Annotated in this window: 10 protein-coding genes, 1 tRNA gene and 1 riboswitch; of the genes, 4 read left to right on the forward strand and 7 right to left on the reverse strand. The window is 74.7% G+C overall.

Annotation, left to right across the window (positions count from 1 at the left end):
* Positions 1-863 (forward strand): response regulator (locus ABZ641_RS14065; protein WP_359981696.1); only part of this gene is annotated, 863 nt, incomplete at its 5' end.
* Between the two features lie 7 nt (positions 864-870).
* Here the strand turns inward: ABZ641_RS14065 and ABZ641_RS14070 are convergent.
* Positions 871-1,404, reverse strand: a complete 534-nt coding sequence (locus ABZ641_RS14070) for a DUF4396 domain-containing protein (RefSeq protein ID WP_359981698.1) — start codon at positions 1,402-1,404, stop codon at positions 871-873.
* 89 nt (positions 1,405-1,493) lie between these two features.
* The gene (locus ABZ641_RS14075) at positions 1,494-3,152 is read right to left on the reverse strand and encodes a long-chain fatty acid--CoA ligase (protein WP_359981700.1); all 1,659 of its coding nucleotides are present in this window, start codon (positions 3,150-3,152) and stop codon (positions 1,494-1,496) included.
* Between the two features lie 189 nt (positions 3,153-3,341).
* Between ABZ641_RS14075 and ABZ641_RS14080 the strand changes: the two genes are divergently transcribed.
* Positions 3,342-4,100 carry a group II truncated hemoglobin gene (locus tag ABZ641_RS14080; RefSeq protein WP_344624974.1) on the forward strand — a complete coding sequence of 253 codons (759 nt, stop codon included), beginning with the start codon at positions 3,342-3,344 and terminating at the stop codon, positions 4,098-4,100.
* A 19-nt stretch (positions 4,101-4,119) separates the two neighbouring features.
* Here the strand turns inward: ABZ641_RS14080 and ABZ641_RS14085 are convergent, their stop codons facing one another.
* A complete protein-coding gene (locus ABZ641_RS14085; protein WP_359981703.1) occupies positions 4,120-5,025 on the reverse strand; it encodes a DUF1906 domain-containing protein in 906 nt (301 codons plus the stop codon).
* A 141-nt stretch (positions 5,026-5,166) separates the two neighbouring features.
* Here ABZ641_RS14085 and ABZ641_RS14090 point away from each other — a divergent pair, with 141 nt between their 5' ends.
* A complete protein-coding gene (locus ABZ641_RS14090) occupies positions 5,167-6,261 on the forward strand; it encodes an EamA family transporter (RefSeq protein ID WP_359981705.1) in 1,095 nt (364 codons plus the stop codon).
* A gap of 489 nt (positions 6,262-6,750) precedes the next feature.
* On the opposite strand, the gene ABZ641_RS14095 is transcribed toward ABZ641_RS14090, so the two are convergent.
* From ABZ641_RS14095 to ABZ641_RS14110, 4 genes are all read right to left on the reverse strand, one after another.
* Entirely contained in the window at positions 6,751-8,115 is a 1,365-nt protein-coding gene (locus ABZ641_RS14095) for an FAD-linked oxidase C-terminal domain-containing protein (protein WP_344624971.1), read from the reverse strand.
* A 137-nt stretch (positions 8,116-8,252) separates the two neighbouring features.
* Positions 8,253-8,870: an antibiotic biosynthesis monooxygenase gene (locus ABZ641_RS14100; RefSeq protein WP_344624970.1), complete on the reverse strand. Its 618-nt coding sequence runs from the start codon at positions 8,868-8,870 to the stop codon at positions 8,253-8,255.
* A gap of 200 nt (positions 8,871-9,070) precedes the next feature.
* A tRNA-Ser gene (locus ABZ641_RS14105) sits at positions 9,071-9,156 on the reverse strand.
* Positions 9,157-9,231: 75 nt separating this feature from the next.
* The gene (locus tag ABZ641_RS14110; RefSeq protein ID WP_359981709.1) at positions 9,232-10,908 is read right to left on the reverse strand and encodes a trypsin-like peptidase domain-containing protein; all 1,677 of its coding nucleotides are present in this window, start codon (positions 10,906-10,908) and stop codon (positions 9,232-9,234) included.
* 245 nt (positions 10,909-11,153) lie between these two features.
* A riboswitch (TPP riboswitch) is annotated at positions 11,154-11,296 on the forward strand.
* Between ABZ641_RS14110 and ABZ641_RS14115 the strand changes: the two genes are divergently transcribed.
* Positions 11,289-12,668, forward strand: a complete 1,380-nt coding sequence (locus tag ABZ641_RS14115) for a cytosine permease (RefSeq protein ID WP_344624536.1) — start codon at positions 11,289-11,291, stop codon at positions 12,666-12,668. It overlaps the preceding riboswitch by 8 nt.
* Positions 12,669-12,698 lie beyond the last annotated feature (30 nt).

Here is a 12,698-nt window from a genome sequence, read left to right on the forward strand (position 1 = left end):
CGGCCGCGCCGGCCGCGCCGGCCGCGCTGGAGCTGCGGACGCCCCCTCGGCCGCTGTCCGAGCTGGCCCCGGCCGGGGCGGCGCCCGTCCCCGCCGACGAGCCGACCGTGCTGGTGCCGGCGATCGACGGCGGCCCGCGGCGGCTGCTGGTGTGGCCCGAGCCGGACGCCTCCACCAAGCAGGCGCTGCAGGACCGCGGCTACCGGCCGGTGATCGTGCGTTCCCGGGAGGAGGTCGACGCGCAGGTGGCGGGCTTCCCGGCCGCGCTGTTCGTCGACCCGCTGACCGGGCCGATCACCCGGACGGCGCTGGAGTCGCTGCGCACCGCCGCGCTGAACCGGCGGGTGCCGGTGCTGGTCACGGCCGGGATCGGGCTGTCGGCCCGGGACGCGGCGTACGGCGCCGACCCGGCGGTGCTGCTGCGGGCGCTGGCCCCGCGGGACAGCGAGAACCACGCCCCGCGGGTGCTGCTGGTGGAGTCCGACCCGGACGTCGCCGGGGCGATGATCGCCAGCCTGGAGCGGCGCGGCATGCACGTCGAGCACGCTCCGGACGAGAACGAGGCGGTGGCCCGGGCCAGCAGCGTCCAGCCGAACCTGGTGGTGATGGACCTGCAGCGGATCGAGCGCCGCCAGTTGGGCCTGCTGGACTGGCTGCGCGCCAACGACCGGCTGCACCGCACCCCGCTGGTCGTCTACACCTCGGACGGCCTGGACCGGGAGGCCCTGCCGCGGCTGCGGACGGGCGAGGCCGTGCTGTTCCTCGCCGAACGGTCGACGACCGAGGACGTGCAGTCCAGGATCGTCGACCTGCTCGGCCGGATCGGCTCGCTCTCCGAGGCCGGTACGGTCGCCGGCGGCTGACGCCCGCTCAGTGGTGGGCGTGGGCCGCGGCGTGGCCGCGCCCGCGGGAGATCAGCCACCGGTTGACCGGCACGGTGAGGGCGAAGGCGACCGTCAGGGAGAACAGCAGGGAGGCCCAGAACAGCGGCCTGCCGAGTCCGGCGTCCATGGCGCCGGGCACCGCGACCATGACGGTGTTGTCGATCAGCTCCATGACCAGGATCGACACGGTGTCGGCCGCGAGGGCGACCTTCAGGGCCGCACCGAGCGGCAGGCCGGCCCGCCGCACCCCGTACATGGTGAGGGCGTAGCCGAGGACGAAGGCCAGCGCGACCGAGAGCGCGACGGTGGCGCCGGTGTGCAGGCCGAGGGCGGTGCCGACGACCATGCCGAGGATCTCGCCGGCGGCACAGCCGGTGAGGCAGTGCAGGGTGGCCCGGACGGCGGTGGACCAGCCGGAGTCGCGGCCGGCGGCCTGCTGCCCGCGACCGTGTGCGTGGTGCTGGTGCTCGTGGTGCGGGTGGGTGTGGTGCTCGGTCGGGTGGTGCGGGTGGTGCTCCATGGTGCGGGCTCCTCTCCCCTCGCGGGTTCCGCCAGACGGAACGCTATACCCCCCAGGGGTATTCCCGCAGTGGGAGAGGAGCCCGTCCGTCACTCCTTGCCGAGCAGCGTGACCGCGAGGCGGTCGGCGGCGTAGTCGGCCCGGATCACCTTCTTGTCGAACTTGCCGACCGAGGTCTTCGGGACGGCCTCGACGATCGACCAGCGCTCCGGCAGCTGCCAGGAGGCGACCCTCTCGGCCAGGAAGGCGCGCAGCTCGCGCAGGTCGGCGGTGGCGCCGGGGCGCAGCACGACGGTGGCCAGCGGGCGCTCGCCCCACTTCTCGTCCGGCACGGCGACCACGGCGGCCTCGGCGACCTGCGGGTGGGCCATCAGGTGGTTCTCCAGCTCGACCGAGGAGATCCACTCGCCGCCGGACTTGATGACGTCCTTGGCCCGGTCGGTGAGGGTGAGGTAGCCGTCCGCGGTGATGGTGCCGACGTCGCCGGTGCGCAGCCAGCCGTCCTCGCTGAACTTGTCCTCGGGGCGCTCCGGGTCGCGGCCGGCGCCGCCGAAGTAGGCGCCGGCGATCCACGGGCCGCGGACCTCCAGTTCGCCGGCGGCGCGGCCGTCGTGCGGCATCCGCTCGCCGCCGGGGCCGATCAGCCGGGCCTCGACGGAGGCCGGGAAGAGGCCCTGGGTGAGCCGGTAGGGCCACTCCTCCTCGGCGGTGAGGCCGCCCGGCGGCAGCGAGAAGGTGCCGAGCGGGGAGGTCTCGGTCATGCCCCAGGCGTGCACCACGTCGATGCCGTGGCGGTCCTCGAAGGCCTTCATCAGGGCGGGCGGGCAGGCGGAGCCGCCGATGACCACCATGCGCAGACTGGAGGTGTCGTAGGAGCCGGCGTCGAGCTCGTCGAGCAGGCCCGTCCAGATGGTGGGGACGGCGGCGCTGACGGTGGGCCGCACCCGGTCGATCATCTCGGCGAGCGGCTTGGGCTGGAGGTGGCGGTCGGGCATCAGCAGGTTCGCGCCGGACATGAAGGCGGTGTGCGGCACGCCCCAGGCGTTCACGTGGAACATCGGCACCACCGGCAGGGCGGTGTCCCGGGAGGTGAGGCCGAAGCTGTCGGCGGCCATGACCTGCAGGCAGTGCAGGTAGACCGAGCGGTGGCTGTAGACGACGCCCTTGGGGTCGCCGGTGGTGCCGGAGGTGTAGCAGAGCGCGGCGGCCCGCTGCTCGTCCAGCGCGGGCCAGGGGTAGTCGGTCGGGCGGCCGGCGATCAGGTCCTCGTACTCGTGGACGGTGCCGGCGAAGCCGTCGAGCAGCGAGCGGTCGCCCTCGCCGCTGACCACGATGTGCCGGAGGGTGTCGGCGAGCTGTCCGAGCACGCCGGCGAGCAGCGGCAGTACGCTGCCGTTGACGACGACCACGTGGTCGGCGGCGTGGTTGACGATGTAGGCCAGCTGCTGGGCGGGCAGCCGCAGGTTGAGGGTGTGCAGCACGGCGCCCATCGACGGCACCGCGAGGTAGGCCTCCAGGTGCTCCGCGTTGTTCCACATCAGGGTGGCCACCCGCTGGTCGCCGGTGACGCCGAGCTCGTCGCGCAGGGCGTGGGCGAGCTGTGCGGCGCGGGCGCCGACCTCGGCGTAGCTGCGGACCACCGGGCCGGTGCCGTCCCAGGTGGTCACGGTGGAGCGGCCGTGGACGGTCGACCCGTGCGCCAGGATCCGGGCGACGGTGAGCGGTACGTCCTGCATGGTGCTGAACACGCGGGTCCTCCTTGACCGGTGGTGGGTCTCGCGGGCGCCTACTCGCAAGTAGTCGCCGCTGACGTGCCGATTCTTTCCCCGGCCGGGGCCCGGTGTCAGCATCCGTGGCGGAGTTGAGACCAGCGTCTCCGGGGCCGGCCGGGCGACGGCACGGTTGCCCCCGCCGACGGCCCGCGCTTCAGTCGTCCCATGACCATCGAGTACATCCGGTACCGGCTCGCCGGGCCGCAGCACCGCGCCGCGTTCGAAGCCGCCTGCCGCGGGGCGGTGGCGGGCCTGGGCGGCGCCGGGGGGTGCGTCGACTACGCGCTGGAGCGCTCGGCCGGCGACCCGGACGGGTACGGGCTGCGGATCCGCTGGACCTCCGAGGAGGGGCGCCGCGAGTTCTGGGAGAGCCCGGAGGGCGGAGCCCTGGTGGCGGCGCTCGCGCCGTACGCGGAGCCGGCCGGGCTGTCGGTGGAGGAGGCCACGCCGGTGGCCGGGCGCGGCGGATCGACGCCGACGCTCTACACCTGGGCGGGCGGGGCGCCCGCGCTGGAGCGGCTGTTCACCCGCTTCTACGAGCGGGTGGACGAGGACGAGCTGCTCGCACCGGTCTTCGCCGGGAAGGACCCGGCCCACGCGCAGCACGTCGCGGCCTGGCTCGGCGAGGTGTTCGGCGGCCCGCCGCGGTACACCTCGGAGTACGGCGGGCACCGGCACATGGCCTCCCGGCACCTCGGCCGGGGCATCACCGAGGAGCAGCGCCGCCGGTGGATCGCGCTGCTCACCGACACCGCGGACGAGGTGGGGCTGCCGGACGACCCGGAGTTCCGCGCGGTGCTGGCGCACTACCTGGAGTGGGGCACCCGGATGGCGGTGCTCTACTCCGGGCCGAACCCGCCGCCGCTGCCCGAGGCTCCGGCGCCGCACTGGGACTGGGGGATCACCCCGCCGTACCGGGGCTGAGCCGGGCGGGACGGTGCCCTCAGCCGACGAGCGAGTCGAGTTCGTCGCGGTCGACGGTGAGGGCGTTGCCGCCGTAGGACTCCTGGACGTTGCCGCGGTGCTGGTGGATCCGGCCGTGGTCGGTCCACAGCTCGGGGTTGAGGGCGCCCGCGCCGTCGGTGGTGTTGGCGTGGTCGTCCCAGCGGGCGTACCAGACGGCGTCCGGCAGCGGGGAGCTGCCGGCCCGCGCCGCGGCGGCGAGGTCGGCGATGCCGGACTCGGCGCTGGAGTAGAAGCCGGCGAGGTGGCCGGCGGCGTGCAGGGCCTGCGTCCAGCCGACGGCGAAGTCGGTCACGGCCTGACTGCAGCGGCTGTCGCCGCGCGGGTACGCCTCGATGTCGAGGTAGACCGGGCTGCCGTCGCCGAAGCCCAGGGCGCGCATCGCCACGACGGCCTCGGCCGCCTCCTGCTGTCCCTGGGCCGCCGCCCGCGCGGGGTCGATGTGCCGCGGCTTGCTGCCGTTGGTGCTGCACGGCGCCTGCAGGCCGACGTGGGTGGGGACGAAGCGCCAGCCCATCTCCCGGGACTGCGCCACCCAGTCGGCGGTCAGCCGGGACTGGGTGCAGCCGCGCTGGGAGCCGCTCACGTAGATGCCGACCGCGCCGTACGGGGAGTCGTCCCACCAGGTCTGCATGGTGGGGAGCGGCGGTGCGGTGCAGGCGTCGAAGCCGGGGCCCTGGTAGAGCTCGCCGGCGGGCAGCCGGCCGCCGGCGGCGGGACCGGCGGCCGGGTCGGCCAGCACGGTGCGGGTCAGCCGCGGCGCGGCCGGGAGCGGCGCGGCGGAGGCCGCCGGGGCGGGCGCGGCCGAGGCCGCGGGGACGCCGGCGGTGCCGAGCAGCAGGACGGAGGTGGCCGCGGCCAGCGCGGCGGTTCCCAAGGAGCGCACGCCACAGTCGTACTGACGGATCGTCGGACTCCCGGGTCAGGCGCGCGCCGCCCGGCCGCCGATTCACCCGACCGGTGGGCCCGTCCCGCATAGTGGTAACGGGTTTGCAGCCAGGTGAGTCCTTACGTCAGACTCGGCGGCATGTCCGCTGCCAACACCTTCGAGCCGCTCCGCACGGCTCCCACCGGCGACGCCGTCGCCGACGCCTTCGCCATGCCGCCCTCCCCCAAGGGCGAGCCCGCCGGCGAGCGCGGTGGTTGGCGACGACGCGGCCCCGCCGCCGCTGCACCCCCGGACGGGGGGACGGGCACCCCCCGTACCGAACGGCACCGGCCACCGGCCGGCCGTCCCGAACGGACCACCACCCCGCAGCGGCGCCTGGGATCGATCCCGGCGCCGCTGCTGTGTGTGGCGGCCATGGTCACCTGCCAGCTCGGTATCGCCTCCTCCAAGTCGCTGTTCGGCGTGCTGGGCGTCGGCGGGGCCACCTTCCTGCGGCTGGCCGTGGCCGCGGTGGTCCTGCTCGCCGTCACCCGGCCGCGGCTGCGCGGCCGCAGCCGGCGCGACCTGGTCTCGGCCGTCCTGCTCGGGCTGGCGTCCGCCGGGATGACCCTGCTGTTCGCCGGCGCCACCGACCGGCTGCCGATGGGCACCGCCTCGACCATCGAGTTCCTCGGCCCGCTCGCCGTCGCCATCGCGCTGTCCCGCCGGGCGAGCCACCTGCTGTGGGCGCTGCTCGCGGCCGGCGGCGTGGTGCTGCTCACCCTGCTCGGCGAGGGCTCCGGCGGCGCGGCCCTCGACCCGGTCGGCCTCGGCTACGCCTTCGGCGCGGCCGCCTGCTACGCCGGGTACATCCTGTTCACCGACAAGGTGGGCGCGGTGTTCAAGGGCTTCGAGGGGCTGGCCGTCTCCTTCACGGTCGCCGCGCTGGCCGTCGCCCCCTTCGGCGCGGCCCCGGCCTGGCACGGGCTCTCCGCCGCGCCCTCGCCCGCCCTGCTGCTGCTCGCGGTCGGCGGGGTGGCACTGCTCTTCCCGGTGGTGCCGTACGCGCTGGAGATGACCGCCCTGCGGCGGATGCCGCAGCGGGTGTTCAGCGTGCTGGTGAGCCTGGACCCGGCGGTCAGCGCCCTGGTCGGGCTGGTCGTGCTGGGGCAGCTGCTCGGCGGGGTGCAGCTGGCCGGCATCGGCTGCGTGGTCGCGGCCAGTGTGGGGGCCACCCTGACGGCACGCCGCTGACGGTGCGCCGCTGACCGCACGGCGCCGGCGGCGGCCCACCCGCCCGGAGGACGGACGGAATGCAGGAGGGCGGGCGGTGCCGTGGTTCGGCACCGCCCGCCCGTCGGGCTTCGGAGACCCTTTCCGCGCCCTGGTGTCCGGTGTCCTCCCGGGGCGCCGCGGGCCGCTCCCCCGCTCGGCGCCCCCGCCGACGGGTGGTGCGGCCGTGTTGCTCGGCCGTCCGGGAGGACCGGCTCAGTCCGCGGCGGCCCCCGGTGCGCAGATCCGGTGCGGCGCGGTGAAGCTCCCCATGCATGTCCTCCGTGGCCGGGTTCGTCGGCGGGGCCCGCCGGAGAGAAGACTCCCGCAACAAATCGACAAAGGCATAGCTCGACGTACCCTTTTCGCCCTTTAGCGTGATGTCGAGCCGGTTGTCCTCAGCTCACCGCACACCTGCCGCGTCCGCCGGGGGCGCGCGGGAGCATCCGCACGCCCCGCCCGGCGAGGTCCTCAGAGGGCCTTGCCGGGGTTGAGGATGCCGAGCGGGTCGAAGACCGCCTTGATCTGCCGCTGGAGCTCCAACCCGACCGGACCGAGCTCGCGGGCCAGCCACTCCCGCTTGAGCAGGCCGATGCCGTGCTCGCCGGTGACTGTGCCGCCGAGGTCCAGCCCGAGCGCCATGATCTCGTCGAAGGAGGCCCGGGCGCGGGCGGTCTCGTCCGGATCGGCGGAGTCGAAGATCACCACCGGGTGGGTGTTGCCGTCCCCGGCGTGGCTGACCACGCCGATGGTCAGCCGGTGGCGCTCGGCGATCGCGGCGACGCCGTCGAGCATCTCGCCCAGCCGGGAGCGCGGCACCGCCACGTCGTCGATCATCGTGGTGCCGAGCCGCTCCATCGCGGGCAGCGAGAGCCGGCGGGCCTCCAGCAGCATGTCCGACTCGGCCTGGTCCTCGGCCGGGACGACCTCGCTCGCGCCGGCCTCCCGGCACAGCCGGGCCACCTCGGCCAGCTCGGCCTCCTTGGCCGGGCCGTCGAAGGCGACCAGCAGCAGCGCCCGGGTCGACTCCGGCAGTCCCATCCGGGCCATCGCGTTGACCGCGCGGACGGTCGTCGCGTCCATCAGCTCCATCAGCGAGGGCACGTGGCCCTCCGCCATCACCGCGCACACGGCGGCGCTCGCCGACTCGGTGCTGGGGAACTCCGCCGCCAGGGCGAGCTGCGGGGCCGGGGCGGGCCGCAGGGCGACCACCGCCCGCACCACCACGCCGAGGGTGCCCTCGGAGCCGACCAGCAGCCGGGTCAGGTCGTACCCGGCGACGCCCTTGGCCGTCCGGCGGCCGGTGCTCAGCAGCCGGCCGTCCGCCAGCACCACGTCGAGGCCGAGCACGTACTCGGCGGTGACGCCGTACTTCACGCAGCAGAGGCCGCCCGCGCCGGTGCCGATGTTGCCGCCGATGGTGCAGGACTCCCAGCTGGACGGGTCCGGCGGGTAGGCGAGGCCGTGGCCGGCCGCGGCCCGCGAGAGTTCGGCGTTCACCACGCCCGGCTCGACGACGGCGAGCCGGTTGACCGGATCGACCTCCAGGATCCGGTTCATCTTGACCATCGACAGCACGATGCAGCCGTCCACGGCGTTCGCCCCGCCGGACAGCCCGGTCCGGGCGCCCTGCGGCACCACCGGCACCCGCAGCTCGGTGGCCGTGCGGAGCACGTGCTGGACCTGCTCGACGGTCTCCGGGAAGACCACCACGGCCGGCGACCCGGCCTCGCAGAACCCGGCCATGTCGTGGGCGTACGAGGCGACCACGTCCGGATCGACGGCGACCGCCGCCTCCGGGAGCCCCGACACCAGCCGGTCGACCAGATCACCCACGGCAGCCTCCGTCTCTCGCACGTCCGTCCGCTCTGCACTCTGCCCCCGTCGGGCGGGCGCGGCAAGGACGGTGCGCGAACACCGATCGGCACCCCTGACGGGCGGTCAGGAGTGCCGGTGCGGTGGAGCGGGCGGGCTCAGCCGTGGTCGGCCGGCCGGTCCAGGAGGACCACCTCGAACTCCTCCAGGCTGCGGACGGTCACCCCGGCCGCCGGGACGTTCCGGGCCCGCAGGGCGGCCTGCGGGGCGCGCGAGGCCTCCAGCGCGGCGCGGTCGCGGAAGATCGTGCCGACCGAGGAGCGGCCCTCCGCGCGGTTCACCAGCAGGGTGCCGGAGACGAAGCCGTCGAGCCGGCCCATCTCGGGCAGCAGCGTGGTGCGGAACCGCTCGACCAGGTCGTCGATCCGGGCCGGGTCGATGTCCGCACGGACCATCCGGAAGCCCGCGCCGGGCGCGGCCGGGGCCGGCGGACTGAAGGCGGCGGCCTCCCACACGTCGACGGTGACCGTGCCCGCGAACGGCGCCAGCAGGGCGGCCCGGCGGGCCTTCAGCGCCTCGTCGCTGTCCTGCTGGGCCTGCTCGCTCTCCCACCAGGACCCCATGGCGATCTTTCCGACCGTCCGGTCGGCGAAGAGGCCGTAGCCGCGGTAGCCGGGACGGTCGGTGAGCAGGCCGACGGCCTCGGCGCGGAGCGCGTCGAGCGCTTCGTCGATCCGGGCGGGGTCGCCGGTGGCGTAGAGGGTGCGGACGTACATGGCAGCGGTTTCCTGTCGTCGGCCCGGCACGCTCCGCGGCACCGGGTACGGGCACGGCACACCTCCATCCGACGGCCCCGCCCCGCCCCGGGCAACGCGGACGACCCGAACGGGGGCCGCCCCCGCCCCCGCCCAACGCAGAGGGCGGGCACCGGCCGTAGCCGGTACCCGCCCTGAGCCGGTACTTCTTTCCTCACACGCGGAGGGTGTGGGATTTGAACCCACGGTGACCAGAGGCCACGACAGTTTTCAAGACTGTTCCCTTAGGCCGCTCGGGCAACCCTCCTGGCGGAGGTCAGCCTAACGGGTCGGAGCGGGTTCGGTGCACTCCGTTTCCGGGGCCGGGTGACCCCGGGCGGGGTCAGTTGTCGCCCTTGCGCTCGCCGAGGACGACGGTGGTCTTGGCGGCCTTGCCGTCGCGGGTGTACTCGACCTCGACCTTCTCGCCCGGCTTGTGCGTCCAGATCTCGGAGACCAGGGTCGGGCCGCTGTCGATCGGGATGCCACCGAGCTTGGTGATGACGTCGCCGGGCTTCAGGCCGGCCTGGTCGGCGGGGCCGCCCGGGGTGACGGCCGGGGTGCCCTGGACGGCGTTGGTCTGGATCTGGGCGCCGTCGCCCTTGTAGTCGTCGTTGCGGAGCACACCGAGGATCGCGTAGACCGGCTGGCCGTCCTTGATCAGTGTCTCGGCGACCCACTTGGCCTGGTTGATCGGGATCGCGAAGCCGAGGCCGATGGAGCCGGCCCGGCCGTTGCCGCTGGTGTTGGACTGGATCGCCGAGTTGATGCCGATCACCGCGCCGGAGGCGTTGAGCAGCGGGCCGCCGGAGTTGCCCGGGTTGATCGAGGCGTCGGTCTGCAGGGCGTTCATGTAGGACGCCTGCGCCCCCGTCTCGTCGCCGGAGGCGACCGGGCGGTCCTTGGCGCTGATGATGCCGGTGGTGACGGTGCCCTCGAGGCCGTAGGGGGCGCCGATGGCGATGGTGGCGTCGCCGACCGCGACCTTGTCGGAGTCGCCGAGCGGCAGCGGGACGAGCTTGTCCTTCGGCGGGTTGTCGAGCTTGATCACCGCGACGTCGTAGCCCTGGGCACGGCCGACCACCGAGGCGGTGTAGGACGAGCCGTCGGAGAACTTCACGGTGAGCTTGCCGCCAGAGGCCGCCGGGGCGACCACGTGGTTGTTGGTGAGGATGTGGCCCTCGGTGTCGAAGACGAAGCCGGTGCCGGTGCCGGACTCCTGCGAGCCCTGCGCCTTGATGGTGACGGTGCTGGGCAGCGCCTTGGCGGCGATGCCGGCGACCGAGTCCGGGGCGCGGTCGGTGACCTTGCGGCTGTCGCTGACGCTGACGGTGGTGCTCGTCCGGCTGGTGCCGTCCGAGCTGTCGCCGCCGCTGACCGCTGCGCCGATGGCACCGCCGGCCACGCCGGCGACCAGGGCGACCGCGGCGATCAGGGCGACGAGGCCGCCGCGCTTGCGGCGCGGGGCCGGGCCGCCGACCGGCGGGTACGGGTACCCGGGGCCGCCGGGCTCGCCCGGGTTGCCGGTGCCGCCGGGGCCGCCGGCCGGGTGGCCCCAGCCGCCGACGGGGTGGCCGGCGCCGAACGGGTGGTGCGCCTCGCCGGGCGGCGTGGGACCGGCCGGCGGCGGGGCCGCCGGGGTGCCGTACGGGTCGGTGGCCGCGGCGGGCGGCGCGTACGGGTTGGCCGGCTGCGGCTGGGGCTGGCCCGGGGCGGCCGCCGCCGCGGGCGGCGGGACGTCGGCGTACGGGGAGCCGGCGGGGACGGCCGGCGGCGGCGCGTCCAGGTACGACGGCGCGGCCGGGGCCGCGGGCACGACCGGCGGCGGGGCGTCGATGTACGAGGTCGCGGCCGGGGCCGGCTCGCTCAGCTTGGAGAGAGCGAGCGTGGGCGCGGACTCGACGACCGGCGGCGGCGGGGCCGCCGCGGTGTCAGGAGCCGGACCCACCGTACGGGGCTCGCCGGAGGGCAGCTGCTCCTCCTGCGGCCCGGTGGACCCACTCGCGTGCTCGTTGCTCACGGACGACCTCCATAGCTGACAGATCCTTGGCCCATAGTGTTTCGCATGGCTGATTCGGTTGCCGTAAGGAGCCTTCTGAAGAACGGCTAAGAATCCTTAGCCGTCCCTGACAGGATGCGTCCGACCTGCGGCGGAACGCGAAAGGCGGGGTGCGGCACGCGGCCGGCGGGCCGCCGTCCCGCGATGCGGAACGGAAACCTCCGGCCCTTGGCGTGCGCGGCAGGGTTCGTTAGCCTGTCGTCCTCATCTGAACACGCGGGAGCTTGGACCTTCCAGGCTGAGAGTGCGCCGATCGACCGGCCGGGCGGAGTCCGGGCCGGACGAGGGGGCGCTGACCGCCTGAACCTGTCCGGGTAATGCCGGCGTAGGGAGTACCGGCCATGACGGCTGTTTCGCCTGCCCCTGTTCCCGGTGTCGAGGCCGGCCGGCGCGTCGAGGCGCCGCTCGTGCTGGACACCGCCCCGCCGCGGACGCTCGACTTCCGCGCCCAGTTCGCCCTCTGGGCCAACCTCGGGGTCAGCCTGATCGGCTTCCAGAGCGCCGCCACCGTGCTCGGCACGGCCGGCCACGAGCTGTCCTTCGCGGCGGCGGTCACCGCGATCGTCACCGGCACGGTGATCGGCACCGCGATGCTCGGCGTCGCCGCGCTGATCGGCGCCCGCACCGGCGCCCCCGCGATGGCGGTGCTGCGCGGCCTGTTCGGCACCCGGCTGTCGTACCTGCCGACGGTGCTGAACATCCTGCAGTGCATCGGCTGGGGCGTCTTCGAGCTGATCGTGATCGCGGGCGGCGCCCAGACGGTGGCGGGCACCCAGGGCTGGCGCTGGCTGTTCGTGCTGCTGGCCGGCGTGCTGACCACGGCGCTCACCATCTGGCCGCTCGGCTCGATCGCGGTGCTGCGCAAGTACGTGGCCGTCGCGGTCGGCGTGGCGATGGTCTACTTCACCGTCCAGCTGGGCCGGCAGGGCTTCCCCGACCCGGGCGCGGGCAACTGGGACGGCTTCCTCCCGGCGACCGACGCGATCATCGCGGTGTCGATCTCCTTCGTGCCGCTGGCCGCGGACTACACCCGGCACGCGCGCACGCCCGGTTCGGCGTACTGGGGCACCTTCGCCGGCTACTCGCTGGCGCAGGTCTGGTGCTACGTGCTCGGCCTGATCGCACTGCTGCAGTCCGGCGGCGACACCTCGAAGATCTTCTCCTCGTTCACCGGCGTCGCGGCCGGCTGGGCCTTCCTGCTGGTGCTGGTGGTCCGCGAGACCGACCAGTCCTTCGCGAACGTGTACTCGACGGCGATGTCGGTGCACAACCTGCTGCCGAAGGTGGACCGGCGGCTGCTCACCGGCGGCATCGGCGCCCTGGTGACGCTGCTGGCGCTGCGGGTCGAGGAGGGCGAGTTCAACGACACCTACGCGAGCTTCCTCTACCTGATCGGCGCGGTCTTCGTGCCGCTGCTGGCGGTGCTGGCGGTGGACTACTTCCTCGGGGCCGGCCGGAACGGCTGGGACACCGGCCAGGACGCCCCGGCTCGCTGGCTGATGCTGCTGCCGTGGGCGCTGGGCTTCGCCACGTACCAGTTCCTGGCGCCGACCGCGGTGGCCGGCTGGTGGACGGACTTCTGGCAGGGGCTGCAGTCGGCGGTGGGCTTCACCCCGCAGCCGTGGACCTCGGCCTCGCTGTTCGGCTTCCTGGTGCCGGCGCTGGCGACCTGGGCGCTGACCCCGCTGACCTCGCGCCGCCCGGCCCGCGCCGACGGCTGAGCCTGCGGCGGGCACCCGGCCGGGTGCCCG

The sequence above is a fragment of the Kitasatospora sp. NPDC007106 genome, from assembly GCF_040634455.1.
GTDB classification, from domain to species: domain Bacteria; phylum Actinomycetota; class Actinomycetes; order Streptomycetales; family Streptomycetaceae; genus Kitasatospora; species Kitasatospora arboriphila.

Bases quoted from the DNA above. Each gene is read 5' to 3' on its own strand.
- ABZ641_RS14070 (WP_359981698.1), bottom strand. From the start codon at position 1,404: ATGGAGCACCACCCGCACCACCCGACCGAGCACCACACCCACCCGCAC.
- ABZ641_RS14080 (WP_344624974.1), top strand. From the start codon at position 3,342: ATGACCATCGAGTACATCCGGTACCGGCTCGCCGGGCCGCAGCACCGC.
- ABZ641_RS14090 (WP_359981705.1), top strand. From the start codon at position 5,167: ATGTCCGCTGCCAACACCTTCGAGCCGCTCCGCACGGCTCCCACCGGC.
- ABZ641_RS14100 (WP_344624970.1), bottom strand. From the start codon at position 8,870: ATGTACGTCCGCACCCTCTACGCCACCGGCGACCCCGCCCGGATCGAC.
- ABZ641_RS14115 (WP_344624536.1), top strand. From the start codon at position 11,289: ATGACGGCTGTTTCGCCTGCCCCTGTTCCCGGTGTCGAGGCCGGCCGG.